Origin of the sequence: Pseudomonas sp. Root401 (assembly GCF_001425105.1) — a bacterium.
GTDB classification, from domain to species: domain Bacteria; phylum Pseudomonadota; class Gammaproteobacteria; order Pseudomonadales; family Pseudomonadaceae; genus Aquipseudomonas; species Aquipseudomonas brassicacearum.
Window position 1 is genome coordinate 58,965 of the sequence record NZ_LMDO01000007.1, and the last position, 25,798, is coordinate 84,762.

23 protein-coding genes are annotated in these 25,798 nt (G+C 62.2%); 6 read left to right on the forward strand and 17 right to left on the reverse strand.

The genetic code is table 11. The features are described from left to right. Nucleotides 1–58 precede the first annotated feature (58 nt). Entirely contained in the window at nucleotides 59–256 is a 198-nt protein-coding gene (locus ASC85_RS07260; protein ID WP_003203634.1) for a hypothetical protein, read from the forward strand. 47 nt (nucleotides 257–303) lie between these two features. Here the strand turns inward: ASC85_RS07260 and ASC85_RS07265 are convergent, their stop codons facing one another. Genes ASC85_RS07265 through ASC85_RS07295 form a run of 7 tightly spaced genes read right to left on the reverse strand, consistent with a single transcriptional unit; the run spans nucleotide 304 to nucleotide 7,267 of the window. Beyond that, nucleotides 304–1,332 (reverse strand): nucleoside hydrolase, encoded by a 1,029-nt coding sequence (locus ASC85_RS07265; protein WP_003203636.1) that lies wholly within the window; start codon nucleotides 1,330–1,332, stop codon nucleotides 304–306. Between the two features lie 30 nt (nucleotides 1,333–1,362). Then, nucleotides 1,363–1,767, reverse strand: coding sequence for a D-ribose pyranase (gene rbsD, locus ASC85_RS07270; protein WP_057448803.1), 405 nt, complete (start codon nucleotides 1,765–1,767; stop codon nucleotides 1,363–1,365). After that, nucleotides 1,764–2,678, reverse strand: coding sequence for a ribokinase (gene rbsK, locus ASC85_RS07275; RefSeq protein WP_057448804.1), 915 nt, complete (start codon nucleotides 2,676–2,678; stop codon nucleotides 1,764–1,766). The genes rbsD and rbsK overlap by 4 nt, the downstream gene beginning before the upstream one ends. Nucleotides 2,679–2,701: 23 nt before the next feature. After that, a complete protein-coding gene (locus ASC85_RS07280; RefSeq protein WP_013693779.1) occupies nucleotides 2,702–3,721 on the reverse strand; it encodes a LacI family DNA-binding transcriptional regulator in 1,020 nt (339 codons plus the stop codon). Between the two features lie 3 nt (nucleotides 3,722–3,724). Beyond that, nucleotides 3,725–4,702: an ABC transporter permease gene (locus tag ASC85_RS07285; protein ID WP_014337543.1), complete on the reverse strand. Its 978-nt coding sequence runs from the start codon at nucleotides 4,700–4,702 to the stop codon at nucleotides 3,725–3,727. After that, nucleotides 4,699–6,252 (reverse strand): sugar ABC transporter ATP-binding protein, encoded by a 1,554-nt coding sequence (locus tag ASC85_RS07290; RefSeq protein WP_057448805.1) that lies wholly within the window; start codon nucleotides 6,250–6,252, stop codon nucleotides 4,699–4,701. The genes ASC85_RS07285 and ASC85_RS07290 overlap by 4 nt, the downstream gene beginning before the upstream one ends. A 58-nt stretch (nucleotides 6,253–6,310) precedes the next feature. Beyond that, nucleotides 6,311–7,267, reverse strand: coding sequence for a sugar ABC transporter substrate-binding protein (locus ASC85_RS07295; protein WP_013693782.1), 957 nt, complete (start codon nucleotides 7,265–7,267; stop codon nucleotides 6,311–6,313). A 455-nt stretch (nucleotides 7,268–7,722) separates the two neighbouring features. On the opposite strand from ASC85_RS07295, the gene ASC85_RS07300 reads away from it, so the two are divergent. Together ASC85_RS07300 and ASC85_RS07305 are read left to right on the forward strand one after the other, a co-directional pair. After that, nucleotides 7,723–7,971: a DUF1654 domain-containing protein gene (locus tag ASC85_RS07300; RefSeq protein WP_025212909.1), complete on the forward strand. Its 249-nt coding sequence runs from the start codon at nucleotides 7,723–7,725 to the stop codon at nucleotides 7,969–7,971. A gap of 5 nt (nucleotides 7,972–7,976) precedes the next feature. After that, a complete protein-coding gene (locus tag ASC85_RS07305) occupies nucleotides 7,977–8,666 on the forward strand; it encodes an endonuclease (protein WP_057448806.1) in 690 nt (229 codons plus the stop codon). A 156-nt stretch (nucleotides 8,667–8,822) separates the two neighbouring features. Here the strand turns inward: ASC85_RS07305 and ASC85_RS07310 are convergent, their stop codons facing one another. Then, nucleotides 8,823–9,188 carry an SPOR domain-containing protein gene (locus tag ASC85_RS07310; RefSeq protein ID WP_057448807.1) on the reverse strand — a complete coding sequence of 122 codons (366 nt, stop codon included), beginning with the start codon at nucleotides 9,186–9,188 and terminating at the stop codon, nucleotides 8,823–8,825. Between the two features lie 247 nt (nucleotides 9,189–9,435). Between ASC85_RS07310 and csrA the strand changes: the two genes are divergently transcribed. Then, entirely contained in the window at nucleotides 9,436–9,630 is a 195-nt protein-coding gene (gene csrA / locus ASC85_RS07315; RefSeq protein ID WP_003179932.1) for a carbon storage regulator CsrA, read from the forward strand. A 192-nt stretch (nucleotides 9,631–9,822) separates the two neighbouring features. Here the strand turns inward: csrA and ASC85_RS07320 are convergent, their stop codons facing one another. The 3 genes from ASC85_RS07320 to ASC85_RS07330 all read right to left on the reverse strand — a co-directional run bounded on the left by ASC85_RS07320 (nucleotide 9,823) and on the right by ASC85_RS07330 (nucleotide 13,577). Continuing rightward, nucleotides 9,823–10,278 (reverse strand): DUF2214 family protein, encoded by a 456-nt coding sequence (locus ASC85_RS07320; RefSeq protein ID WP_057448808.1) that lies wholly within the window; start codon nucleotides 10,276–10,278, stop codon nucleotides 9,823–9,825. A gap of 197 nt (nucleotides 10,279–10,475) precedes the next feature. Then, nucleotides 10,476–11,858 (reverse strand): cysteine--tRNA ligase, encoded by a 1,383-nt coding sequence (gene cysS / locus ASC85_RS07325; protein ID WP_057448809.1) that lies wholly within the window; start codon nucleotides 11,856–11,858, stop codon nucleotides 10,476–10,478. Nucleotides 11,859–11,879: 21 nt separating this feature from the next. After that, the gene (locus ASC85_RS07330) at nucleotides 11,880–13,577 is read right to left on the reverse strand and encodes a glutamine--tRNA ligase/YqeY domain fusion protein (RefSeq protein WP_003203664.1); all 1,698 of its coding nucleotides are present in this window, start codon (nucleotides 13,575–13,577) and stop codon (nucleotides 11,880–11,882) included. Nucleotides 13,578–13,826: 249 nt separating this feature from the next. Here ASC85_RS07330 and ASC85_RS07335 point away from each other — a divergent pair, with 249 nt between their 5' ends. Next, nucleotides 13,827–14,330 (forward strand): peptidylprolyl isomerase, encoded by a 504-nt coding sequence (locus ASC85_RS07335; protein WP_057448810.1) that lies wholly within the window; start codon nucleotides 13,827–13,829, stop codon nucleotides 14,328–14,330. Further along, the gene (gene lpxH, locus ASC85_RS07340) at nucleotides 14,327–15,076 is read left to right on the forward strand and encodes a UDP-2,3-diacylglucosamine diphosphatase (RefSeq protein WP_057448811.1); all 750 of its coding nucleotides are present in this window, start codon (nucleotides 14,327–14,329) and stop codon (nucleotides 15,074–15,076) included. Before ASC85_RS07335 ends, lpxH begins: the two co-directional genes overlap by 4 nt. A 145-nt stretch (nucleotides 15,077–15,221) precedes the next feature. Here the strand turns inward: lpxH and ASC85_RS07345 are convergent, their stop codons facing one another. From ASC85_RS07345 to ASC85_RS07370, 6 genes are all read right to left on the reverse strand, one after another. Continuing rightward, nucleotides 15,222–16,751 carry a DHA2 family efflux MFS transporter permease subunit gene (locus ASC85_RS07345; RefSeq protein ID WP_057448812.1) on the reverse strand — a complete coding sequence of 510 codons (1,530 nt, stop codon included), beginning with the start codon at nucleotides 16,749–16,751 and terminating at the stop codon, nucleotides 15,222–15,224. A gap of 243 nt (nucleotides 16,752–16,994) precedes the next feature. Further along, the gene (locus ASC85_RS07350) at nucleotides 16,995–18,191 is read right to left on the reverse strand and encodes an HlyD family secretion protein (protein WP_057448813.1); all 1,197 of its coding nucleotides are present in this window, start codon (nucleotides 18,189–18,191) and stop codon (nucleotides 16,995–16,997) included. Nucleotides 18,192–18,206: 15 nt separating this feature from the next. Next, the gene (locus tag ASC85_RS07355; RefSeq protein ID WP_057448814.1) at nucleotides 18,207–19,676 is read right to left on the reverse strand and encodes an efflux transporter outer membrane subunit; all 1,470 of its coding nucleotides are present in this window, start codon (nucleotides 19,674–19,676) and stop codon (nucleotides 18,207–18,209) included. Continuing rightward, nucleotides 19,673–20,146 (reverse strand): MarR family winged helix-turn-helix transcriptional regulator, encoded by a 474-nt coding sequence (locus tag ASC85_RS07360; protein ID WP_014337528.1) that lies wholly within the window; start codon nucleotides 20,144–20,146, stop codon nucleotides 19,673–19,675. Before ASC85_RS07360 ends, ASC85_RS07355 begins: the two co-directional genes overlap by 4 nt. Nucleotides 20,147–20,370: 224 nt before the next feature. Further along, on the reverse strand, nucleotides 20,371–24,057 hold the full coding sequence (locus ASC85_RS07365; protein ID WP_057448815.1) for a translocation/assembly module TamB domain-containing protein: 3,687 nt from the start codon (nucleotides 24,055–24,057) through the stop codon (nucleotides 20,371–20,373). Beyond that, complete coding sequence (locus tag ASC85_RS07370) at nucleotides 24,054–25,781, reverse strand: autotransporter assembly complex protein TamA (RefSeq protein ID WP_057448816.1); 1,728 nt, start codon at nucleotides 25,779–25,781, stop codon at nucleotides 24,054–24,056. The genes ASC85_RS07365 and ASC85_RS07370 overlap by 4 nt, the downstream gene beginning before the upstream one ends. Nucleotides 25,782–25,798: the final 17 nt, after the last annotated feature.

Here is a 25,798-nt window from a genome sequence, read left to right on the forward strand (position 1 = left end):
AAACCGGGGGCAAAAATGCTTAACTCCACCTACAGCCCTCCAACTCGCGAGCCCTACCATGAGCACCGTCAGCATCGAAGCCACCATCAATGCCAAATGGTCGGAGGGCCATAGCTCCTATAGCCCGAGCAGCCCCGAGGAACTGGCAATCATCGGCATAGAATTGCTGGTGAGGGAACTGGGGACGGAGGTCGCCCGCAACTTCATCCAGCAGGCATTCGAACGCTACCCGAGCGTCGTCGACGCCGTGGACTGATGCTCACGCACCCGCAGGCCCAACCTGCGGGCGCATAGCCAGGCAGGTTACTTGAGGCGCGCCAGGCGCTCGGTCAGCAGGTCGAAGAAGCCCTGGGCATCACCGTTTTCCACCCAGAACGCGTTCTTCGGTGCTTTCAGGCCATCGTACCAGTCGACGATGGTCTGCCCGAACGTCGGGCCCTCGCGACTGTCCACGACGACATTGACCGAACGACCAGTGAACAACTGCGGCTTGAGCAGATAGGCAATCACCGTCGCATCATGCACCGGCCCGCCTGTCATGCCGTAGTGCTCCATGTCGCCCTTGACGTATTCGTTGAGGATATCGCCCACCAGCTTGCTGGCATTGTTGTTCAGCGCCGCGATCTGCTTCAGGCGCGCTTCGCTGGTGAGGATCTTGTGGGTCACGTCCAGCGGCAGGTATGTCAGCTTCACGCCGCTCTTGGCCACCACCTCGGCCGCCTGCGGGTCGGCAAACAGATTGAATTCAGCCACCGGCGTGATATTGCCGCCGTTGAAATGCGCACCGCCCATGATCACCACTTCCTTGATGCCCTGGACGATGTCGGGCTCCTGCACCAGCGCCAGGGCCAGGTTGGTCTGCGGGCCAAGCATGGCAATGGTGATGCTGTGGGGCTTGGCGGCCTTGAGGGTGTCGATCAGGTAGTTGACGGCATTGCCTTCGGCCAACCCCTTCTTCGGCTCATGTACGGTGACACCCGACAGGCCTTCCTTGCCATGGATGTTTTCCGCGTAGATCGGCGTACGCATCAACGGTTTCGGCGCCCCGGCATACACGGGCACGTCTTCGCGCCCGGCCCATTCCCGGGCCAGGCGAGCGTTGCGAGAGGTCTTGTCCAGGCGCACATTGCCGGCGACGGTGGTCAGCGCGCGGATATGCAGCTCCTCGGGCGACGCCAGGGCGAACAACAGCGCCACCACGTCATCGGCTCCTGGATCGGTGTCGATGATCAGGTCGATTTTTTCCGCCGCCTGGGCGCTCGTAGCGGTGATCAATGACAAAAGCAGCAGACTCCGGATCAGTTGATGCATTTTCTGAGCATAGCGGTGCATGGCGCACTCCTTGTGCAGGGTTGAACAGGGTTAGAACGTCACTCCAGCGACCAGCACGATATTGCAGTACGGAGAGCACTCGCCTGTGCGAATGATCGCCCGCGCCTGTCGGCTGATGATCTTGAATTGTTCATGGCTGACCAGCGCCCGATCACCCAGCGCACCCTCGGCATGCAGCGCCTCCAGGGTCGTCAGGGCCGACGGTTGTTTATCGAGGATCTCCTCGGCCAGGACATGGCTTTCCACCTGCATTTCGCTGAGCACCACCTTCAAGGTGCTGACAAAGTCAGGAATGCCATGGGTCAGGGCCAGGTCGATCAATTCGACCTGGGGCGGCACGGGCAGGCCGGCATCACCGATGACCACCTTGTCGCCATGGCCCAGGGAAGCGATCAGTCGTGACAGTGCCACATTCAACAACGGCGTCTTTTTCATGATTTGAAAGCCTGTACTTCCAGCAACGTGGGGATTGAAGGCTGCGCGCCCGCGCGGGTGACCGACAGCGCGGCGGCGGCCTGGCCGAAACGAATCGCATCGACCTCGCTTTTGCCGCTGGCCAGGGCTGCCGCGAAACCGCCGACAAAGGTGTCTCCGGCCGCCGTGGTGTCCACTGCCTTGACCCGCAGGGCCGGGAAGTGTTCGAAACTGGCGCCGTTGGCGAACATCAACCCCTGGGCCCCCAGGGTCACGATCACCTTGCCGGCGCCCGCGGCGATCAGATGCGCCGCGGCGGCTTCGGCGGTTTCCAGGGAATCCACCACCAGGCCGCTCAGCACCGCTGCTTCGCTTTCATTGGGAATCAGGTAGTCGATGCAGGCGTACCAGTCGGCCGGCAATGTCCGGGAGGCTGGCGCCGGGTTGAGGATGACGATTTTGCCCAACTCACGAGCGCGCTTGAGGGCGTGGCCGACGGTGGCATCCGGCACTTCGAGCTGGCAGATGATGACATCGGCGCTTTGCAGCACTTCATCGACACTGTCCAGGACCTCGGCGGTGAGCGCACCGTTGGCACCGGCAACGATAACGATCGCATTCTGGCTGTTGTCGTCGACGACGATCAGCGCCACACCACTGACCCCCTCCACCACGCTGACCGCCTGGCAGTCGATGCCCTCGGCCAACAGCCCGTTACGCAATTGTTCGCCGTAGGCATCATTGCCCACGCAACCAACCATCGATACCTGCGCCCCCAGGCGCGCGGCGGCCACCGCCTGGTTGGCCCCCTTGCCGCCCGGGATGGTGGAGAACGACTCGCCGATCAGTGTTTCACCACCGCGCGGCAGACGCGGCGCCCGGGTCACCAGGTCCATGTTCAGGCTGCCTATTACCACTACTTTTGCTGGCATACATCACTACTCATCAATTCGGTTCAGCGGTATTGGGCGAATGTACCGGACAGCGGTGCAGTCGACTCTCGCAGGACAATACTCGGCGTCACGATCCGCTGCTCGGTGGCAAGGCCCGGCGTCGCAATTCGTCGCAGCAGCACTTCGGCCGCCATCTCGCCGAGCTGCAGGATCGACTGCCCGACAGTGGTCAACGCCGGGTAGACATAACGGCTCATCTGGATGTCATCGAAACCGATGACCGACAGTTCACTGGGCACGCGCACGTTGCGTTCAGCGGCGGCGCGCAACACACCGATGCCGATCATGTCGTTGGCCGCGAAAATCGCACTCGGCGGCTGCTGTTCAAGCAATTGCGCAGCGGCGCGGTAGCCACCGGTACTGGTGAAATCGCTCTCGAGCATGCGCTCGACGGGCAGCTCGATCCCGGCCTCTTTCAACGCACGGCAGTAACCGGCCAAGCGCATTTGCGCCACGCTGGTGTTGGCCGGGCCACCGATGAAGGCGATATCGCGGTGACCCAGCTCAAGCAGGTGCCGGGTCGCCAGGTAAGCGCCGTATTCATGATCGATGCGCACCAGGTCTGCGTCGACGCCCTCGAGCCCACGGTCGACGATCACCATGGGCGTGCGCACGTTGGACAGCCCCTCGGCCAGGCCGACATCACCGCCGGCGGACGCGAAGATCAGGCCGTCGATGCGTTTTTCCAGCAGCACCCGCAGGTAGCTGCGTTGCTTGTCCGGGTTGTCGTCGGAGTTGCACAGGATCACGCAATAGCCGTTGCGCTCACAGTAATCCTCGATACCCCGGGCCAACTCGGCAAAGTAAGGGTTGAGGCTGTTGGGCACCAGCAGGCCGATGGTCGCCGTGGTCTTGGCCTTGAGCGAGCGGGCCACGGCGCTGGGCACGTAGTCCAGGCGCTCGATGGCCGCCTCGACCTTGAGCCGCACCTCCTCGCTGACCGGCCGCGTCTTGTTCACCACGTGGGACACGGTGGTGTAGGAAATTCCGGCGAGCGCTGCTACATCCTTGATCGTCGCCATGGTTCAGCCCCGCCGACTGGCGCGCTGGCTGCGATAGGTATCGAGCACGACCGCCACCACGATCACCGCACCGGTAATGATGCGCTTGGTCGGTTCAGTAGCGCCGATCTGCGCCAGGCCCGCCGCCAGCACGGAGATGATCAGCACGCCAAAGAAAGTGCTGATGACCGAGCCGCGCCCACCCATCAGGCTGGTGCCACCGATGACCACGGCAGCGATGACTTGCAGCTCAAGCCCTGAACCGGCGTTCGGATCCGCCGCTTCCAGACGGGAAATCTGGAACAGCGCGGCCACACCGGCCAGCAAACCCATCAGGCTGAACACCAGGATTTTGTAAGGCTTGGGATTGATGCCGGCCAGGCGCACGGCCTCTTCATTGGTGCCGATGCCGATCAGGTAGCGGCCGAACACGGTACGGGTCAGCACTGCCTGGGCAATGAAGATCACCAGCAAGGCGATGATGAACGAAGGTGAGATGCCAAAGGCAATGGGATTGGACAGCCAGGCGAACGAGTCGCCGATGTAGGCAGTCCGCGAGCCGGTCATCTGGTACGCCAGGCCCCGGGCCATTTCCAGCACGCCGAGGGAGACGATGAACGATGGGATCCGCCACGCCACGGTGATCGAACCGGTGACCGTACCCGCCAGCGCCGCCACGGCCATGCCGAGCAAGGCCGATGGCCAGACGCTCCAGCCCCAGCCGAGCACGGCCACGCTGACCGTCGATGCAGCAAGCGCCAGCACCGACCCCACCGACAGGTCGATGCCACCGATGATCAGGATGAACGTCATGCCGACCGCCAGCACCATGAGGTCCGGAATCTGGTTGGCCAAGGTGCTGAAGGTGTCATAGGACAAAAAATGGCTGCTCAGGGTCGAGAACAGCGCGATCATGGCCAGCAGCGCGCCAGCCAGGCCCAGGTAGGTCCCGAGGCCATAGAAATTGCCACTCGATTTGCCGACGGCAGATGCGGTTTTCATGAAAAATCCCTAGGCGCTGCTTCATTGAGCAACGCATCACGTTTCTGGTAGCCGGCGAATGCGGCGGCAAGCAAGTCATCCTGGGTCCAGCTGTCGCGCTCGAAGGTGTCGATCAGGCGTCCGGCGGACAGCACACCGATCCGGTCACAGATCAACATCAGCTCCCGCAGATCACTGGACACCACGACCAGCGCCTTGCCCTGGCGCGTCAGCTCGCCGAGCAGCGCATAAATGTCGAATTTGGCGCCGACGTCGATGCCACGGGTCGGCTCATCGAACAACATGACCGCGCAATCGCGTTCGAGCCAACGCCCGATCACGACTTTCTGCTGGTTGCCGCCCGACAACTCGGACACCAACTGGGTCGGGCTGGAGCTGCGGATGCGCATGGCATCGACCTGCCGCTGCGCCAAGGCCAGTTCGGCGCCGCCGTTGACCAGGCCGGCGCTGGAAATCTCCGGCATGTTGCCCAGGGCAATGTTGGCGGCGATGGACTGGGTCAGCAGCAGGCCTTCACCCTTGCGGTCTTCGGTGATCAACGCAATGCCATGGGCCACCGCATCAGACGGGGAGCGAATGCTCACGACCTGGGCCGGCGAACCCAGCGCCACCGTGCCGCTGTCGGCGGTATCGGCACCGAAGATCAGCCGCAACAGTTCGGTGCGCCCTGCCCCGATCAGGCCGGAGATACCGAAGATCTCGCCACTGCGCACTTCAAAGGACACGTCACGGACCTTGTCGGAGCGTGTCAGGCCTTTAACGGTCAGCGCCGGCGCGCCGATCTGGCGTGGACCCAGGTCGATATGCTCGCCCAGCTCCCGGCCAACCATCAGGGTCACCAGTTGCTCGCTGTCGTAGTTGGCCATCGGCTCGACGCAGACCAGGTTGCCATCGCGCAGCACGGCAATGCGCTGGGCGACCCGCGCCAGTTCTTCGAGGCGATGGGAAATGTAGATGATCGACACGCCGCGAGCCTGCAGACGAGTGATCTGTTCAAAGAGCATCTCGACTTCACGGGCCGTCAGCATCGCCGTCGGCTCATCGAGAATCAGCACATGGCAGTCGCCGATCAGGTTACGGGCGATCTCGACCATCTGCTGGTGACCGATCCCCAGTTCGCCGACCAACGTGTCGGGATCGATTGCATCGAGCCCTACCTGGGCCATGGCCTCGATGGCCGCCTTGCGCAATTGCTTGCGACTGATCCAGCCACCGTGGCTGGGCAGGTTGTCGAGAAACAGGTTTTCGGCCACGGAAAGGGTCGGCAGCAGGTTGAGTTCCTGCATCACCATGCGCACGCCCAGCTCTTCAGCCTGGGTCCGACTGCCAGGGCGATAATCCTGACCTTGAAATTGCATCTGCCCGGTCGTCGGCGTCACCAGCCCGCCGATGATCTTGGACAAAGTACTTTTGCCGGCGCCATTTTCACCGGTCAGCGCCAGCACTTCACCGCGCATCAACGTCAGGTTGATATCGGTCAGTACCGGCTGGGCATAGGTCTTGCCGATACCGCTGACGCACAGGACAGCGTTCGGGTCGAGAACGGACATAACAAACTCTCCAATGCGCTCGCCCGGATGGGCGAGCACCGTTGTGTCGCCAGGATAACTACTTGGTCACCAGCTCGACCGGAGTTTCGATAACGCCGTTGATACCGCTGTCGACTTTTTCGCCCTTGAGGATCTTCAGCGCCGTCTCGATGCCGAACACGGCCTGCTTGGCGGCGAACTGGTCGGCCGTCGCCAGGACACGACCATCCTTGAGCATCGGCTTGATGGCATTGATGTTGTCGTAGCCGACTACCTGCACCTTGCCCGCCTTGCCCGCCGCGCGCACGGCCGATACAGCGCCGACCGCCATGCTGTCGTTACCGGCCAGCAGTGCCTTGATGTTCGGGTATTCGCTGAGCATCGACGCGGCAACCTGGTTGCCCTTGTTGATTTCCCAGTCGCCCGATTGCAGGGAAACGACCTTGACCTGCGCCGCTTCCATCGCATCCTTGAAGCCCGCGGTGCGTGCCTGGGCATTGGTGGTGGTGGAGACGCCTTCGATGATGCCGACTTCGTCACCGGCCTTGAGCTGCTTGGCCAGGTACTCGCCCACCAGGCGCGCCCCTTTGCGGTTGTCCGGGCCTACGAACGGCACATTGATGTTCTTGCTTTTGACGACGGCCGGATCGAGCTGGTTATCGATGTTGATCACGGTGATGCCAGCGTCGACGGCTTTCTTGATCACCGGCACCATGGCCTTGGAATCCGCTGGCGCGATGATCAGGGCATCGACCTTGGACACGATCATCTGCTCGACGATGCGGATCTGGTTGGCGGTGTCGGTTTCATCCTTGATCCCGTTGGAGATCAGGTCGAAATCGGCGGAGTGTTCCTTCTGATACGCCTTGGCGCCGTCTTCCATGGTCAGGAAGAATTCGTTGGCCAGGGATTTCATGACCAGGGCGACCTTGGGTTTTTCTGCGGTCTGGGCGAATGCCGAGGAGATAGGCAGCGCAGCGGATGCGGCCGCGAGCATGGCAACAGCGAGAAGGCGTCCAGCGAATGGCAACTTCATGGGTTCACTCCGATCTTATGATTATTGTGAGCAAATCAATGCACGGAACGCCGCGCAAACGTTTGCGTGAAGTGAACTATGGTAAGGGTTCAGGGATTTGTCAACGTTGCGGTTTCATCCGCAACGTCGCAGTTCAAGCCGTCGTATTGACCGCCGCAGTCCTGGCTTCCGGGGTTGAATAGGCCTACGCCTGTGCGGCGGCCTCGGTACTCGCCTCGCTCAAGGCCTTCAGGGTAGCTGCGGACTGACCGCCGAGGCCAGTTCTTTAGCGCTGCGCAAATCCGCCGCAGGCCAGAACGGTTGATCCACCCGTTGATTCCAGCCAATAAAAAATTCCTTTCCCCTACACCAAAACGAAAAAAGTGCTGTCAGACGATTTTCTTGAATTTTAAGCAGTTGCGTAATTGCCTACGGTTAAATACTGTATACACGTACAGCTTAATAAGGATAATCCTGTGGCCACGCCCTCCGCTGCAACTACCCCTTTAGATTCCTATACACGACTCGGCCTGCGGGTCTCGAAAATCATCAACGCCCCCACCGCGCAAAAAGCCAAGGCAGCCCTGATCTTCCGTCTTCCCGACGAACCGGTGGATGAGTGGGAGCGCCTGCTGGAAGAAATCGACGAGAACGACAACGTGACCCTCGCCTATCGCGACGATGGTGGTGTGCAGGTTTTCTGGGTTGTGCCGAAGGAAGATTGAGCCTGATGAGTGTTCGCTGTTTAGCTTTTTTGCTTGTGTTTATCGCCATGGGCGCACAGGCCGGTGCGCCGCGCACCTTCAACGAAGCCAAGAAAGTCGCCTGGAAACTCTACGCACCACAATCCACCGAGTTCTACTGTGGCTGCAAATACACCGGCAATCGCGTGAACCTGGCCGCCTGCGGTTATGTACCGCGCAAGAATGCCAGCCGCGCCGCTCGCATCGAGTGGGAGCATATTGTCCCGGCGTGGCAGATCGGCCATCAGCGTCAATGCTGGCAACAAGGGGGTCGCAAGAACTGCACCCGCCATGACCCGGTCTACCAACGGGCCGAGGCCGACCTGCACAACCTGGTGCCGAGCATCGGGGAAGTGAATGGTGATCGGAGCAATTTCAGTTTCGGCTGGCTGCCGGTGCAGAAAGGTCAGTACGGCTCATGCCTGACCCAGGTGGACTTCAAGGCCAAGAAGGTCATGCCCCGCCCTTCTATCCGGGGCATGATCGCCCGGACCTATTTCTACATGAGCAAGCAATATGACCTGCGCCTCTCGAAACAGGACCGGCGCCTGTATGAAGCCTGGGACAAGACCTACCCGGTCGAAAGCTGGGAGCGCCAGCGCAACCAGAGCGTGGCGTGCGTCATGGGCCGTGGCAACGAGTTCGTGGGGCCGGTGAATTTGAAGGCCTGCGGCTGACGAGGCATTTGCGAACAGCACAAATCAATTGTGGGAGCGAGCTTGCTCGCGATAGCGGTGGACCAGCCAACGGTGATGTTGACTGGCATACCTCTATCGCGAGCAAGCTCGCTCCCACAGGTTTTGTGGCTTGACTGACTTGTTTGCGCAGCCCGTTTACTGGGCCGTCGGGTAATCCACCACCAACGTCTCGATGTTGCGTTTTTTCGCCCGGACCAGGGCAGCCGTCACCTGTTCCTGCTTGGCTTCGGCCTCAGCCTTGGAGCTGAAAGGACCGACCAGGACGCGCTCCTTGCCGTTTTCCCGCACCACGTTCGACATGAAGCTGTGTTCGATGAGCCAGCCGGTCAGGTCGCTGACTGCCTGCGGCGTTTCGCCGCGAACCTCGACGGCCCACTGCGGCGCGGCAGCGGCGGCCGGTGCGGAGGTCGCTACGGGTTTGGGGTTCGGTGCTTCGACGTCACGCCCCTCACCGCATCCTGCCAGCACCAATACCGCAATAACCCAAGCCAATTTGCGCACAACGTTTCCCCCGGAAGACATGAGGCACGGATTTTAGCACCCGTGCCCCTCAAGATCGCCGCAAACAATGCTCAAAACACGAGAATCCTGCCCGGCGTCTCTGTATAGTCGCACCCTGGGAATTAATGCAGCATCTGCACGTCAGAAAGAGGCACCCACATTGTGACACTTAGCACTAATCTATAAGCAGTACCGACATCTGCACTGTCTGAATCAGGTGCCCTATAAAGCAATCAAGGAGAACACCATGCTGATACTCACCCGCAAAGTCGGTGAAAGCATAAACATTGGTGACGACATCACGATCACCATTCTGGGCGTAAGCGGCCAACAGGTCCGGATCGGCATCAACGCCCCGAAAAACGTTGCGGTGCATCGCGAAGAGATTTACCAGCGTATTCAGGCGGGCCTCACTGCCCCCGACAAGCCGCAAACTCCCTGAGCCTTGCTGCAGTCCGTAGCCAGCCCGTTTGCATCGCCGCAATGGCTGGCTAAAGATTCTGGTCGACCGTGCATCACCCTGCCCACCCCACTTTTTTCGTCCAGCCCATTGAACCGATACTAATGACATGGCGCTTAGCATGGCTGTCAGACGTTTCGTTTTAATGATGACGAAGCGGGCGTTCGCGGACGGTCAACCCAGGCTCACGCCCCGCGCCATGCCCGTGGCGGCGATCACCATCAAGATCAGCAACAAGGCTTCGATGTGGCTGATCCGTGCAAACCGGCCGGCTTTCGAAGGATCGATCGCAGCCCCTTTGCCCAGCGCCATCCGCCATTTGATCAGGGCGATCATTGGCGCGATCTCAAGCAACAGGATCAGCAGGAGCAAGGTCATCTTCAGGTGAAACAGCGGTTGGTGCAGGTAATGATCCGTGCCTTTTTCGTACCCGCCAAACGCCCGCATCCCACCAGTCACCAACAACACCAGCGCCGACAGGCCCCACAGGTTGTCCGCGACCAAGACACTCCGAACCGCATCCACACCGCTCGCCAGGCGTCGCAGCGCCGTGCCGCGCGTCAGCACCGCCCAGAACCCGAGGGCGAAGGCCAGCAGATGGATTGCCGCAAGAGACCAATGAGCCAACATGGAAGACTCCTGACAGAGGGAACGTCGAATCGACCTGACAGTACTAGCTCATAAAATAATGATTGCCAGGGTTGGCATGCAAAAAAACTGTGGGAGCGAGCCTGCTCGCGATAGCGGTGTATCAGTCGACAAAAATGTTGTCTGACACTCCGCCATCGCGAGCAGGCTCGCTCCCACAGTGGGTACTGCGTAAGGACTTAGTCCGCCAGACGCCAGGTCGTGCCGCCCTTCCCATCTTCCAGCACCACGCCCATGGCGGTGAGCTGGTCGCGGATGCGGTCGGATTCGGCCCAATCCTTGTTGGCGCGTGCAGTCAGACGCGCCTGGATCAACGCCTCGACTTCGGCGGCGTCCACGCGGCCTTCGGCACCGGCCTGCAGGAAGTCATCGGCTTCGAGTTGCAGCACACCCAGTACGCTGGCCAGTTGTTTCAGGCGGGCCGCCAGACCGGCCGCGGCATTGAGATCGCTCTCACGCAGGCGGTTGATCTCACGCACCATTTCGAACAGCACCGCACACGCTTCCGGCGTGCCGAAGTCGTCGTTCATCACTTCGGTGAAACGCGCCACGAACGCTTCGCCACCGGCGGCCGGCACGCTCGGCAGGCCCTTCAACGCGTGATAGAAACGCTCCAGGGCACCCTTGGCGTCCTTGAGGTTGTCTTCCGAGTAGTTGATGGCGCTGCGGTAGTGGCTCGACACCAGCAGGTAACGCACGACTTCCGGGTGGTACTTGTCGAGCACGTCGCGGATGGTGAAGAAGTTGTTCAAGGACTTGGACATCTTCTCGCCGTTGATCCGGATCATGCCGCAATGCATCCACGCGTTGGCGTAGGTCTTGCCGGTGGCCGCTTCACTCTGGGCGATTTCGTTTTCGTGGTGCGGGAACTCCAGGTCGCTGCCGCCGCCATGAATGTCGAAGGTCTCGCCCAGGCAGCAGGTGGACATCACCGAGCATTCGATGTGCCAGCCCGGACGCCCGGCGCCCCACGGCGACTCCCAGCTCGGCTCACCCGGCTTGGCGGCTTTCCACAGCACGAAGTCCAGCGGGTCCTGTTTCGACTCGTCGACTTCGATACGCGCGCCGATGCGCAGGTCTTCGATCTTCTTGCGCGACAGCTTGCCGTAGCCCATGAACTTGGCGACGCGGTAGTACACGTCGCCATTGCCCGGTGCGTAGGCGTAGCCCTTGTCGATCAAGGTCTGGATCATGCTCAGCATGCCAGGGATGTGGTCCGTGGCACGAGGCTCCAGGTCCGGCTTGAGGATATTGAGGCGCGCCTCATCCTCGTGCATGGCCTTGATCATGCGCTCGGTCAGCGCATCGTAAGGCTCGCCGTTTTCACGGGCACGGTTGATGATCTTGTCTTCGATGTCGGTGATGTTGCGCACGTAGGTCAGGTCATAACCGCTGAACCGCAGCCAGCGGGTCACCAGGTCGAAGGCGACCATGCTGCGACCATGACCAATGTGGCAGTAGTCGTACACGGTCATGCCGCAGACGTACATGCGGACCTTGTTGCCATCCAGCGGCTTGAAGACTTCTTTGCTCTTGGTGAGCGTGTTGTAGATCGTAAGCACAGGGTTTCCCTTAAGACTTGATCACTGACCCCAGGAATCGCGCAAGGTCACGGTACGGTTGAATACCGGAGCACCGGGTTTCGAGTCCTTGATATCCGCGCAGAAGTAACCTTCGCGCTCGAACTGGAAACGGTCTTCCGGCTGTGCGTTGCCCAGCGAAGGCTCGGCACGACAACCAGTGAGTACTTGCAGGGAGTCAGGGTTGATGTTGTCCAGGAAGCTGGCGCTGTCTTCGGCCTTTTCCGGGTTCGGCGACCGGAACAGGCGATCGTACAGGCGCACTTCGCACTCGACGCTGGCGGCGGCCGGCACCCAGTGGATCACGCCCTTGACCTTGCGACCTTCCGGGTTCTTGCCCAGGGTGTCGGGATCGTACGAGCAGCGCAGTTCGACGATATTGCCGTCGGCGTCCTTGATGGCTTCGTCGGCGCGGATCACGTAGCTGCCACGCAGGCGCACTTCGCCGGTAGGCTCCAGGCGCTTGTAGCCTTTTGGCGGCTCTTCCATGAAGTCGTCACGGTCGATGTAGATTTCCCGGGCAAACGGCAGGACGCGCACACCCATGTCTTCTTTCGGGTGGCGCGGCAGTTCGAGGTTCTCGACCTGGCCTTCCGGATAATTGGTGATCACCACTTTCAGCGGACGCAGCACGCACATGGCGCGCGGGGCGCTGTGGTCGAGGTCGTCACGGATGCTGAATTCCAGCATGCCGAAGTCCACCACGCCGTCGGAACGGTTGGTGCCGACCATTTCGCAGAAATTGCGGATCGACTTGGGCGTGTAGCCGCGACGACGGAAGCCCGACAGCGTCGACATGCGCGGGTCATCCCAGCCGTTGACGTGCTTCTCGTCCACCAGTTGCTTGAGCTTGCGCTTGCTGGTGATGGTGTAGTTCAGGTTCAGGCGGCTGAATTCGTACTGGCGCGGGGTGGCCGGCACCGGCAGGTGCTCGAGGAACCACTCGTACAACGGACGATGGCTTTCGAACTCCAGGGTGCAGATCGAATGCGTGATGCCTTCGATGGCGTCCGACTGGCCGTGGGTGAAGTCATAGTTGGGGTAGATGCACCATTTGTCGCCGGTCTGGTGGTGATGGGCGTGACGGATGCGGTACATGATCGGGTCGCGCAGGTTCATGTTCGGCGAAGCCATGTCGATCTTGGCACGCAGTACCCGAGCGCCATCCGGGAACTCACCGGCGCGCATACGGGCGAACAAGTCCAGGTTCTCTTCCACGCTGCGGTCACGGAACGGGCTGTTCTTGCCCGGCTCGGTCAGGCTGCCACGGTATTCCTTGGCCTGCTCGGGGGTCAGGTCGCACACGTAGGCGTTGCCGGCCTTGATCAGTTCCACGGCCCAGTCGTGCAACTGGTCGAAATATTGCGAGGCGTAGCGCACCTCACCGGACCATTGGAAACCCAGCCACTTGACGTCGCTTTCGATCGCGTCGATGTATTCCTGGTCTTCCTTGGCCGGGTTGGTGTCGTCGAAACGCAGGTGCGTGACGCCGCCGAACTCCTGGGCCAGGCCGAAGTTCACGCAGATCGACTTGGCATGGCCGATGTGCAGGTAGCCGTTGGGTTCTGGCGGGAAGCGAGTAACGATCTGTGTGTGCTTACCCGAGTCCAGGTCCGCCTGGATGATCGGGCGCAGGAAGTTGACCGGCACGGCCGGGCCGGTCTTGGAATTCGAGGTAGGGTCGACAGTGGGCTTGCTCATAGGATCCTTGAACAGACAAGTGCGCGGCCGGGTGCGGCCTGATAAATCAAAGCCCGTATCATAGCCGATGCTGTCAAGCAGCTGACAGGCCAGGCCGGCAAACGATTGAATTTAATCGACGGCCAGATGAAAAACAGCCTCGAAATTCGTGCCCGGCACGCTAAACTGCCCAGCCTGGCCGATTACAGCCAGACCGGTTGCGGGCAGTGAAGCCCCAAAACCCACGAATTTCTTGAAAGAGTACCGATCATGAGCAAAGTCAAACTGACCACCAACCACGGCGACATCGTCCTGCAACTGAACGCCGAGAAAGCGCCGCTGACCGTTGCCAACTTCGTCGAGTACGTCAAGGCCGGCCATTACGAAAACACCGTGTTCCACCGCGTCATCGGCAACTTCATGATCCAGGGCGGCGGTTTCGAGCCAGGCATGAAGGAAAAGAAAGACAAGCGCCCAAGCATCCAGAACGAAGCCGACAACGGCCTGCCGAACAAAAAGTACAGCGTTGCCATGGCCCGTACCATGGAGCCGCATTCGGCCTCCGCACAGTTCTTCATCAACGTGGCGGACAACAGCTTCCTGAACCACAGCGGCAAGACTACCCAGGGCTGGGGCTATGCGGTGTTCGGTGAAGTGATCGAAGGCACCGACGTGGTCGACAAGATCAAAGGCGTTTCCACCACGTCCAAGGCCGGCCACCAGGACGTCCCGGCAGAAGACGTGATCATCGAGAAAGCCGAGATCGTTGAGTGATACTGCTGATTTCAGACTTGCATCTGGAAGAGGAGCGCCCGGACATCACCCGGGCGTTTCTGGATTTACTCGCCACACGCGCCCGCTCGGCGCAAGCGTTGTACATTCTGGGCGACTTTTTCGAAGCCTGGATCGGCGACGATGCCATGACGCCGTTCCAGCGTTCCATCTGCCAGGCCCTGCGCGAATTGAGCGACAGCGGCACGGCCATCTTCCTGATGCACGGCAATCGCGACTTCATGCTGGGGCAGGCCTTTTGCAAAGCGGCCGGCTGCACCCTGCTCAAGGACCCGAGTGTCGTGCAGTTCAACGGCGAACCGGTGCTGCTGATGCACGGCGACAGCCTCTGCACCCGCGACGAAGGCTACATGAAGCTGCGGCGCTGGCTGCGCAATCCGGTGACGCTGTTCGTCCTGCGGCACCTGCCGCTGGGCAGCCGCCAGAAACTGGCGCGCAAACTGCGCAGCGAAAGCCGCACGCAGACACGCATGAAAGCCAATGACATCGTCGACGTCACGCCCGAAGAGATCCCACGGATCATGCAGCAATATGGCGTGAAGACCTTGATCCACGGCCACACCCACCGCCCCGCCATCCACAAGCTGCAACTGGGCGAACACGCCGCCCGGCGCATCGTGCTGGGGGATTGGGACAAGCAAGGCTGGGCCTTGCAGGTGGACGAACAGGGCTTTGCGTTGGCGCCTTTTGGGTTCGGTAATGCGCAGTTGGCGCTACCAGGGGCCTAAAGCCTACACACATCCTGTGGGAGCCTGTGGGAGCAAAGCTTGCTCGCGATGAACGATGACACGGTCTTGCAGTTGAACCATGTCGCCTGCATCGCGGGCAAGCCTTGCTCCCACAGGTACGCTCCCACAGGGTGTTGTGTGTGGATCAGTGCCCCGCCGATGCAGGCCCAGCCTTCGCCGCAAACGGCGGCTTCGCCAGCCACACCAGTACGATCAACCCCACGAACGCCCACCCCAGCAGCGTGAAGTAATCCACGGTGGAGAGCATGTACGCCTGGCTGGTGAGAATCTGGTCGAGCTGGGCATAGGCCGGGGCACTCGCGCCACCGAGCTGGTTAAGCGCCTCGCGGGTGGCCGGTTCGAAGGTGCTGATGCTTTCGCTCAGGTAGGCGTGATGCTGGTCGGCCCGGCGGATCCAGATCCAGGTGGTCAGGGACGCGGCAAAGCTGCCGCCCAGGGTCCGCAGGAACGTCGCCAGCCCCGCGCCGTCGGCAATCTGGTGCGGCGGCAGGTCCGACATCAGGATGCTCAGGGTCGGCATGAAGAACAGCGCCACGCCGATGCCCATGAACAACTGCACCAGCGCAATGTGCTGGAAATCCACCTCGTTGGTGAACCCGGCGCGCATGAAGCAGCTCAGGCCCATGGCCAGGAACGCCAGCCCGGCCAACACACGCAGGTCGAACCGGTGGGCGTACTTACCGACGAAAGGCGACATCAGCACCGGCAGGATACCGATGGGCGCCACCGCCAGCCCGGCCCAGGTCGCGGTGTAGCCCATTTGCGTCTGCAACCACTGCGGCAGGATCAGGTTGATGCCGAAGAACCCGGCGTAGCCTCCCACCAGCACAATGGTGCCGATGCGAAAATTGCGATAGGCGAACAGACGGAGATTGACCACCGGATGGCGATCGGTCATTTCCCAGATCACGAACACCGCCAGGGCAATGATCGAAATCAGCGCACCGATGATGATGAAGTTCGATTCGAACCAGTCCAGGTCGTTGCCTTTGTCGAGGATCACCTGGAGCGCGCCGACGCCAATGATCAGCGTGATCAACCCCACGTAATCCATCGGTTGATGGCTGGTGACCACCGGCCGCGCCTTGAGCTGCTGTTGCACCACGAGCGCGGCGAAGACGCCGATGGGCACGTTGATGAAGAAGATCCACGGCCAGCTGTAGCTATCGGTGATCCAGCCGCCGAGGATCGGCCCGGCAATCGGCGCCACCACCGTGACCATCGCCAGCAACGCCAAGGCCATGCCGCGCCTGGCCGGCGGGTACACGGCAATCAGCAAGGTCTGGGTCATCGGGTACAACGGCCCGGCCACCAGCCCTTGAAGTACTCGAAAGCCGATCAGCTCCGGCATCGAGGTGGAAATACCACACAAGAACGACGCGAGCACGAACAGCATCGTCGCCCACAAAAACAGCTTCACCTCGCCAAACCGCCGGCTCAGCCAGCCGGTGAGCGGCAAGGCGATGGCGTTGCTCACCGCGAACGAGGTGATCACCCAAGTGCCCTGCTCCGAGCTGACGCCCAGGTTGCCGGAAATGGTCGGCAAGGCGACGTTGGCAATCGTGGTGTCGAGCACTTGCATGAACGTCGCCAGCGACAGCCCGATGGTGCTGAGCAACAGGCTGGGCGGCGTGAAAGACGCGTTATTGCTCATTGCGAAAATCCTATGAAGCGAAGGTGGCGAAATCCCTTGGGGCAAGACACAAACCCTGTGGGAGCAAGATCCTTAAACCCTGTGGGAGCAAGGCTGTGTGGGAGCAAAGCTTGCTCGCGAAACAGGCGATGCGGTCTTTCAGAAATCAAGGTGACTGTTTCGCGGGCAAGCCTTGCTCCCACAGGGTCTTGCTCCCACACAGCCTTGCTCCCACAGATTTCAGAGATTGGCCTGCAATTGCGATCAGCGCTGCACGGTCTTGCTCGCCACCGCGCTGTTGTCGTGGATCAGGCGGGCGATCATCGCGTCGGCATCGGCCAACTGCCGGTCGTAGACCTGGGTGCTGAACGAGGCTTTCTGCGGTGGCTGTTGGGCCAGTACCGGGCCGCTCTGGTCGTGCAGGTCGACGTTGACCAGGGTCGACAGGCCAATGCGCAGCGGATGCTTGGCCAGCTCCTGGGCATTGATGTGAATGCGCACCGGCACCCGCTGGACGATCTTGATCCAGTTACCGGTGGCGTTCTGCGCCGGCAGCAAGGCAAACGCGCTGCCGGTCCCGGCGCCGAGGCTGTCGATGGTGCCGCTGTACTTCACATCGCTGCCGTACAGGTCGGCTTCGATGTCCACTGGCTGGCCGATGCGCATGTCGCGCAGTTGGGTTTCCTTGAAGTTGGCGTCGATCCACAGCTGATCCAGCGGGATCACCGCCATCAACGCCGTGCCCGGCTGCACCCGTTGGCCCAGTTGCACGGTGCGCTTGGCGACATAACCGGTGACGGGTGCGATCAAGGTACTGCGGGCGTTGGCCAGGAAGGCCTGGCGCAGTTGCGCGGCGGCGGACTGCACGTCGGGATGGGACGACACCACGGTATCGTCCACCAAGGCGCTGGTGGTCTTGAGCTGTTGCCGGGCATTGGCCAAGGCGTTCTGCGCCGAGGTCAGGTCATCGCGGGCGTGAGACAGTTCCTCCTTGGAAATCGCCCCGCCGGCCGCCAGGTTCTTGCGTCGGCTGTAGTTTTCCTGGGCCTTCTGCACTTCGGCCTCTTGCGCATTGACCTGCGCCCGCATGCCATCGACATTGCTGTACAAACCACGCACCTGGCGCACGGTCCGGGCCAGGTTGGCCTGGGCACTTTGCAGCCCGACTTCGGCGTCGTTCGGGTCGAACTGCACCAGCACCTGGCCTTCACGCACCAGGTCGCCGTCGTCGGCACCGATGCTTACCACGGTGCCGGTGACCAGCGGCGTGATTTCCACCACGTTGCCATTCACATAGGCATCGTCGGTGCTTTCGCTCCAGCGGCCATACAGTTCGTGCCAGGCCCAGACGCCCAGGCCCGAGAGAATGACCAGCAGCGTCAGTGTCAGCAGCATGACCTTGCGCTTGCGTGGGTTGCTGTCTTGCGCATGTTCGGATTGAGTCGTTTCGGCAGTCGCCATGACAAGTACCTCGAATCAGTTATTTGGCGTGGTAGCGGCCGGGGTGGCCGCCGCCAGGGTCTGGGCCTCGAAACCGCCGCCCAGGGCCTGCATCAGTTGGATCGACAAATCGATCTGGTCGGCATTCAGGTTCGCCAGTTGGCGCTGGGCCTGGAGCAATTGCTGCTCGATGCTCAGCACGTCCAGGTAATTACCGATGCCCGAGCCGTAGCGCTGGACCACCGTGTCGTAGGAGCTCTGTGCGATATCGGTGGCATGTTGCTGGGCACCGATCTGGCGAGCGATGTCACGCAATTGGTTGATGGTGTCGCTGACATCCCCAAGGGCCGTGACCAGGCTCTTGTTGTATTGCGCCACCGCCAGGTCGTAATCGGCGTCCCGGGCATCCAGGTCCGCCCGCAAGCGGCCGCCATCGAAGATCGGCAGCGACACCGTTGGCCCCACATTGAAGAAGCGGCTGGCCGAACCGAACATCGCATCGCCCAGCAACGACCGGGTTCCGGCGGCTGCGCTCAAGTTGAGATTGGGATAGAAGTTGGTCTTGCCGGCCTCGATGTTCTTGCTCGCCGCCTCGACCCGCCAGCGTGCCGCGACCAGGTCCGGACGCCGCCCCAGCAACTCGGCCGGCAGGTTCGACGGCAAGGCGACCGCGCTGGCTTGCAGCACGTTGGGCCGGGGGATTTCATTGCCGCGGTCCGGACCCTTGCCCAGCAACACCGCCAGGGCGATCTTGGCGCTTTGCAGGCGTTTCTCCGCGTCGATGCGGGTCGCGTCGGCGCTGGCTTCCAGGCTTTCGGTCTGCTGGAACTGATATTCGCTGTCGATCCCGGCAGTGAGGCGGCGCTTGCCCAGGTCGAGCATCTGCCGGGTGCGCTTGAGGTCCTCGGAGGCCAGGTCATAAATAATGTGGGCCTGGCCCAGGTCGCTGTAGGCCCGGGCCACATCGGCGGCCAGGGTCAGTTGCGCGGCCTGGCGATCGATCTCGGCGGCGCGGGCCTGGCCGAGGGCGGCTTCCCAGGTGGCACGCTGGCCGCCCCAGAGGTCGAAGTTGTAATTGAAGTCCACACCTAACGTGCGCAGGGTGCTGTACGCCCCGCCCTGCCCTTGCGGGTCCTGGTCACGGGACAGGCGCGAACGGCTGGCGCCGCCGCTGGCATCCAGGGTCGGCAAGCGCGCCGCGTTGGCGGCATAGGCAGCGGCACTGGCCTGATGTACCCGGGCGCTGGCGATCTGCATGTCCGGGCTATCGCGCAGGGCTTCACGGATCAGGCCGTCGAGTTGCGGGTCGCCGAGGCTCTTCCACCAATCGCTTTTTGGCCACGCGGCCGGCGACAGCGTGACACCGTTCAGGGATTGCCCGGCCTTGAGGCTCTGGGCCTCCAGGCTGACGCCTTCGGTCTTCAGGCCGCTGTAGCTGGCACAGCCCGCCAGGCTCATGGCCAAGACCACCAGGCTTAATCGGGTACGCAAGGTTTTACGCTTCATTTTCCCCCCATTCGCGACACGGCGATGGGATCACCGGCGGCGAGCAGAATTTTCTTGAGAATCTGTTCGAGGGTTTGCAGCTCCTCGGGGCTGATGGCGCAGGCCAACTGGTTCATGGCCTCGGCGCCGATGAACGGCAGGCGATCGGCGAGGGCCTGGCCGGCTTCGGTCAGCACCAGGCGCACTTGCCGGCGGTCCTGGGCGGAGCGTTCACGGGCCAGGAAACCTTTCTGCTCGAGGCGATCGAGCATCCGCGTCATCGAGCCGCTGTCCAGGGACAGGTAGCGACACAGCTCGGCCGGCGTCTCGATGCCGTACTGGGCCATGATGATCAACACCTTGAACTGCGCGGCGGTGATGCCGACGGGTTCCATGTGGATGTCGATGATCCGGTCCTTGAGCAGCGCGGTACGGCCGAGCAGCATGCCGAGATGGCAATTGTGAAAGTTGTCTGGGGTGAAATGCTTCATCTGACCACCGTTTGCTGCCTAGGCAGTGAATGTATGTCGAGATATTACTGCTTAGGCAGCAAATGTCAAACAAATCGTTAGCTTGCTATTCACATGAAGTGTGTGGGAGCAAGGCTTGCCCGCGATAGCATCACCTCGGTTCGACTGATAGACCGAGTTGCCTATATCGCGGGCAAGCCTTGCTCCCACACAAGCTCGCTCCCACATTGGGGATTTGGGGAAGGTTAGAAATCGCGTTTGTAGAAGATGTCCAGCGAGCTGGCGACGCCGCTCGCGGCTTCGAGGTAGACCTTCTTGCTGAGCTTGTAGCGCAGGGCGATGGTGTTGGCCGGTTCGAACACGCCAACGCCGTAGCGCAGGCTGAGTTTTTCCGACAGGTTGCCGCTGGCGACCACGCTGGTGGCATTGCCGCTGCCCTGGGTGTCGAGCTGGAAATCCTCGATCCCCAGGTTATTGGCCAGGCTGGTGGTCACCCCCGAGCTGCCCATCAACCCCAGGCCCAACGCCGCCTGGGCGAGCATGTTGTTGTCCTCGCCGGTAGTGCTCAGCGGCCGGCCCAGCACCAGGTAGGACAATGCCTGCTCCTGGCTCATGGCCGGTTCCGAGAAAATTTGCGTGGCCGGTTGCTCGGCGCTGCCGCTCAAGCGGATGCCGGCGATCACGTCGTCGGTCTGGCGGATCGCTTCGATGTCCAGGTAGGGCTGGTCGATGGGCCCGGCAAACAGCAGCCGCGCCCGTCGCACCGTCAGCCGTTGCCCGTAGGCGCGATAACGACCGTCGTTGAGCCAGAGCTCGCCGCGGGTGTCCATGTTGTCGCCGATGTGAACCTGGCCCTGCACGTTGGCGGTCAGGCCGAAACCCGAGAACGCGAGTTTGTCCTGGCCGACGATCACGTCAATGTCCATCGCCATGGCCAGCGGCGCCTTGCCCTCTTCGGTCTGGTGGCCGACGATCACCGTGTCATCCGACACCTTGACGGTGGACGGCGGCAGTTCGCGGACGGTGATCTCGCCTTTGGGCACCAGGACCTTGCCGGCAATGGAAAGCCGCTCACCCTGCATCGTGATGTTGAGGTCCGGCGCCACGTCGAGCACTGCATAAGGCTCGACGGTGACTGGCAGTTGCGAACCCTTCAGGGCCAGGTTCATCGTCAGAGCGTCGCCCCAGCCGATGTTGCCGTTCAGGCTGCCCTGCCCGCTCTTGCCACTTTTCCAATTGCCATTGAGCTGCACCGCTTCGCCGGTAATCGCTGCCCGCATCTGCAAGGCTTCAAGGCTGACCGGCAGTTCCGGGCCAGACACTTCGCCGTCGCTGAGCACCAGGTTGCCGTTGACCTGGGGCGCGAGCAAACCACCGGACAAGGTCCCGCTGCCGTTCAGGCGACCGGTGAGGGTTTCCACCATCGGCACGAATGGCCGGGCCACGGACAGGTCCAGGCCGGTCAGGCGGAACGAGCCGCTGATGGGTTTGCTGGCCGGTATGGGGTTGATTTGTGCCTGGAGCATCAGTTCGCCGAGCCTGGCACCGGCGAAATTCAGGTCGGTGTCGATGCGCTTGGGGGTCAGGCGGCTGTTGAGTGTGAGGGTCTGGTACGGGAAGTCCAGCCATTGCGCCTTATCGCCCTCCTTGTCCCGAATCCGTAAAGTACCGCCGCTGGCGTCCACCAGGATCCGGCCATTCGGACCGCTGGCCGGCAGGTCCAGTTGCAGGTCCGCGTTGAGCCGGCCCTGCCAGGCAAAATCCTTGGGCATCCAATGGGCCAGGCTTTCGATGGGGAATTGCTTGAGGTGATAACGCAGCTTCGGCTCCGGCATCAGCCGCTGGTCTTCACCACACAGGCTGGCCTCGCCCGAACGCCAGCAATGCGCGCCGACGTTGAGCGTGCCATCGGCCATGCGCTCCAGTTTCGCTGGGGCTTGCAGGCGCCAGGCTTGGCCGCCGGCCTGCACGTCGCCGCTGGCCAGGCGCCCGCGCCAATTGCCTTGGTCGAGCGCGCCATCGAGGGCCAGGGTCGTGTCGAGCTGCGGCCCTTGCAGGTCCAGGTTGAGCTTCTGCTGTTTGATATCGCCCTGGCCGCTGACCGTCAGCACGCCCAGTGACGTTTCGCCGACGCGGATGCCGCTGGCCTTGAGGTCGAGCTTGCCGCGCTGGGCGCTGTCGAGGGTCGCGTCCAGGTTCAGGCTTTGCAGGCGGTTGTCCTGGAAGGCCAGTTGCGTGCCCTGCAGGTCGAGCTTGCCTTGGGGGGCCTTGAGCGTGCCGGCCACGTCGACACGGCCGACGACTTGGCCGCGCAATTGCGGCCAGAGCTGAGCCAGGCGTGCGAGCTTGATGTCGATCTGGCCGGTCAGTTTCTCTTGCAGGCTGCCGCTGCCGTTGATGCGGTTATCCCCCAGGCGAATATCCAGCGCGCTGAGCTTCCACTGCTCGCCAGCACCGCTGGCCCTGGCCTGGAGGACCGCTGGCTGGCCACGCAGTTTGCCCTTGAGGTCCAGGTCCGCGTCGAGGTCGAGGCGGTCGTTCTTCATCATCCCTTTGCTGCGCAACGGCCCGGCCAGGGTCCCGGGCAGTTCGCCAAGCCAATACGCAGGGTTGATGGCCGACAGTTGCAGCGCCGTGTCCCAGGCAATGCCCTCGGCAAATTGCAGGCTCAGGTGCCCTTCGGCCTTGCCCTGTCCCGCCGCGAGCTTGAGCTGCGGCAAGTGGATTTGCGTCAGGTCGCCGCTGAACGGGCTGCCCAGGCTGAAGGCCCCGGCAGGTCCGTCCAGCGCGGCCTGGAAGTTGCCCAGGTATTGGCCATCGGTGTAAGAGACTTCACCGTCGAAGCTGCGCAGCGTCACCTGTGGCTCGTCGATCTGCGGATAGAGGCGATGCCAGGGGAAATCCAGCCAGGCGACTTTCGCTTCGGCGCGCAGGCCTTCGCGCCAGTCCACTTGGCCGCTGAGTTTCAGGCTTTGTTGAGCACCGGCAGCCAGATCCAGGCCGGCGATCTGCGCGCCATTGGCGTCCACGGTGCCTTGCAGCAACAACGCCACCGGCCCTTTTTCGGCGGGCAGCGTCGCCTTGCCGAGCAGTTGATAGCCGTTTTTCAGATCGCCTTCGCCGGTCAATTCCAGTTGATTGAGCAACAACGTGTCGGGCAGATCGGCACTGGCCTTGAAGCCGTCGGCGCTGATGCGCACCTTGGCGGGCAGGTTGTCCGCCAGCGGTTGCAGCTCACCGCTCAACTGGCCCTGCAGGTAACCGCTGCTGTCGGCCTTGAGGTTGAGGGTCTTGAGCAGGTTGCCGTCGACTTTCAGGTCCAGGGCCCAGGGCGTGGCGCCCGGCGCCGGCAAGGTCAACCGGCCCTCGGCGTTCAACGGCCAGTCGCCGCCTGGTTTCAGCAGGCCGGAGAGTTTCAGGCTCAGCTCGTCGCGCTGCAATTGCACCGAATCGATCTGCATGCCCGCGGCGGTCCAGTGGGCAACCAATTGCAGGCCCTTGAGCTGTTCGCTGCCGTTGAACGACAGGCTGCCGACCTGCACATCGCCCAGTTCGATGGCGAGCGGCAAGTCCAGGTCCGGCAAACTGATCGGACCGCCGCTCGGTTCATCGGCAGAGGCTGGCAATTGCAAGGCGACCTGGTCGGCCTTGAGCTGTTCGATGCACAGGGTCATGCGTGCCAGGCACAGCGGCGACCAGGCGAATATCAGCCGATCCACTTCCACCCGACTGGCGTCCTGCTGCCACAGCAGGTGATCGGCGCTCCACTGCCCGCCCAGCCGGCCCTGGAAATTCTCCACGGTCAGCCCCGGCACCAGGCCGAGGGCCCAGCGGCTGCCGAACGCCGTGCCCAGCACCACGCTCAAGGTCAGCACGAGCATCAGCAGCACCCCGGCGAGCGCCAGGAGCGTTATCTTCAAACCACGCGTCACAGCTCAGGCCCCATGGAAAAGTGCAAGCGGATACCACCGTCGTCGTCCATCGCATGGGCCAGGTCGAGGCGGATCGGACCCACCGGCGAAACCCAGCGCACGCCGACGCCCACGCCGGTCTTGAGGCTCGGCAGTTCAAGGCTGTTGAACGAGTTGCCCTGGTCGATGAACGTCGCCACTCGCCATTTTTCCGCGATTGAATATTGATACTCGAGGCTGCCGGCGACCATGTAGCGACCACCGATACGGTCGCCCTCGGCGTTTTCCGGCGACAGGCTCTGGTAGTCGTAACCCCGCACGCTCTGGTCGCCACCGGCAAAAAAGCGCAGGGACGGCGGGATGGATTTGTAGCCATTGGTGGCGCTGCCGCCGATCTGCGCACGCGCCAGCAAACGATGCTTGTCGAACACCGTGGTCAGGCCCTTGACCATGGCGGTGCCGTATAAAAGGTTGTTGTCCGAGCCGAGCCCTTCCTTGGCGACCTTGGTGTCGAACTGCAAGCGGTAACCGTTGTGCGGATCGATGCGGTTGTCGCTGCGCAGGTAGGAATAGCTGAGGCCCGGCATCAGCAGTGTGCTCAGGCCCGCATCGTCGCCGAGGCGATATTCCTCGCGCTGCCACTTGAGCGACACCACCCGCTGCCAGCCGCTGGGCAACTTGCTGTGCCATTCCGGGCCCACGGTGAGCAGTTTGCTGAGGCTGTCGGTGCCGGCCAGCTCTTCATATTGATAACCGCCGGCGTAACGTATCTTGTCGGTCAGCGGCGGATCCAGCGGCACGTCGTACCACAGGCCGACGTTCTGCCGGGGCGCCGACACTTCCGCTTCCCAGCCATAACTGTGGCCCTGGGGGTTGACCCAGTGACGCGTCCAATTGGCTTTGACCCGTGGGCCGACATCGGTGGAAAAACCCAGGCCCAGCCCCATGGTGCGCGGCTTGCGCGTGTCGAGCTTGACCGCCACCGGGATCACGTTGTCGGTGGCCGCCGTCGGTGCGGCATCCACCCGGACGCCTTCGAAATAACCGCTCGATTGCAGGGCCTGGTTGAGCTCTGCAATGAGTTCGGAGTCGTACGCCGTGCCGGCCTTGAACGGCACCATGCGCTGCAGCAGATCTTCGTCGAACGGCGTATCACCCTCAAAACTCACCGGGCCCAAGGCATAGCGCGGGCCGCTGTCGTAAATCAGCTCGATGTCGGCGATGCCCGCCTGGGGGTCAACCAACAGCTTCTGCTGGGTGAAACGCCCGCTGAAAAAACCATAGCGCGAGGCCTGGTTCTGGATGATTCGCTTGGCGTCTTCGTAGTGCCCATGGTTGAGCACCGCGCCGGGCTTGAGGGCGGTGTTGCTGGGTACGCGAAAGGCTTTGAGCGATGCCGCCGGGCCATCAATGCGCACGGTGACGTTGCGCAAATGCACAGGCTCGCCGGGGTCGATGGTCAGCACCAGGCGTGGGTCCTTGCCGCCCTTGACCTCACTGTCGATCTGCGGCTGGTAGTAGCCCAGCGCCTGGGCGGCCTTGCGCGCCTGCTCCTCGGCACCACGGCTGAAGCGCAGCAAGGCCTCCTCGTCACGATCACCCACACCGCCGATGTAACCTTCTACGTTGGCCTTGAGTTCATCGTTGGACGGCTTGACCCGTACTTCCAATTCACTGTTTGCCAGCGCTGCGCAGCTGAGGGACAGCAGGAGCGCGCCACTGGTCATTCTTCCTGAGAGGTTCATGGCGCGGATGCTATCAC

Excerpts from the sequence above, each read along its gene's own strand:
- ASC85_RS07260 (WP_003203634.1), top strand. The coding sequence starts at position 59 with ATGAGCACCGTCAGCATCGAAGCCACCATCAATGCCAAATGGTCGGAG.
- ASC85_RS07280 (WP_013693779.1), bottom strand. The coding sequence starts at position 3,721 with ATGGCGACGATCAAGGATGTAGCAGCGCTCGCCGGAATTTCCTACACC.
- rbsD (WP_057448803.1), bottom strand. The coding sequence starts at position 1,767 with ATGAAAAAGACGCCGTTGTTGAATGTGGCACTGTCACGACTGATCGCT.
- ASC85_RS07290 (WP_057448805.1), bottom strand. The coding sequence starts at position 6,252 with ATGTCCGTTCTCGACCCGAACGCTGTCCTGTGCGTCAGCGGTATCGGC.
- ASC85_RS07360 (WP_014337528.1), bottom strand. The coding sequence starts at position 20,146 with ATGAAGCATTTCACCCCAGACAACTTTCACAATTGCCATCTCGGCATG.
- ASC85_RS07320 (WP_057448808.1), bottom strand. The coding sequence starts at position 10,278 with ATGTTGGCTCATTGGTCTCTTGCGGCAATCCATCTGCTGGCCTTCGCC.
- rbsK (WP_057448804.1), bottom strand. The coding sequence starts at position 2,678 with ATGCCAGCAAAAGTAGTGGTAATAGGCAGCCTGAACATGGACCTGGTG.
- ASC85_RS07370 (WP_057448816.1), bottom strand. The coding sequence starts at position 25,781 with ATGAACCTCTCAGGAAGAATGACCAGTGGCGCGCTCCTGCTGTCCCTC.
- ASC85_RS07265 (WP_003203636.1), bottom strand. The coding sequence starts at position 1,332 with ATGCACCGCTATGCTCAGAAAATGCATCAACTGATCCGGAGTCTGCTG.
- ASC85_RS07330 (WP_003203664.1), bottom strand. The coding sequence starts at position 13,577 with ATGAGCAAGCCCACTGTCGACCCTACCTCGAATTCCAAGACCGGCCCG.
- csrA (WP_003179932.1), top strand. The coding sequence starts at position 9,436 with ATGCTGATACTCACCCGCAAAGTCGGTGAAAGCATAAACATTGGTGAC.
- ASC85_RS07305 (WP_057448806.1), top strand. The coding sequence starts at position 7,977 with ATGAGTGTTCGCTGTTTAGCTTTTTTGCTTGTGTTTATCGCCATGGGC.
- ASC85_RS07350 (WP_057448813.1), bottom strand. The coding sequence starts at position 18,191 with ATGGCGACTGCCGAAACGACTCAATCCGAACATGCGCAAGACAGCAAC.
- ASC85_RS07335 (WP_057448810.1), top strand. The coding sequence starts at position 13,827 with ATGAGCAAAGTCAAACTGACCACCAACCACGGCGACATCGTCCTGCAA.
- ASC85_RS07345 (WP_057448812.1), bottom strand. The coding sequence starts at position 16,751 with ATGAGCAATAACGCGTCTTTCACGCCGCCCAGCCTGTTGCTCAGCACC.
- ASC85_RS07295 (WP_013693782.1), bottom strand. The coding sequence starts at position 7,267 with ATGAAGTTGCCATTCGCTGGACGCCTTCTCGCTGTTGCCATGCTCGCG.
- ASC85_RS07355 (WP_057448814.1), bottom strand. The coding sequence starts at position 19,676 with ATGAAGCGTAAAACCTTGCGTACCCGATTAAGCCTGGTGGTCTTGGCC.
- ASC85_RS07285 (WP_014337543.1), bottom strand. The coding sequence starts at position 4,702 with ATGAAAACCGCATCTGCCGTCGGCAAATCGAGTGGCAATTTCTATGGC.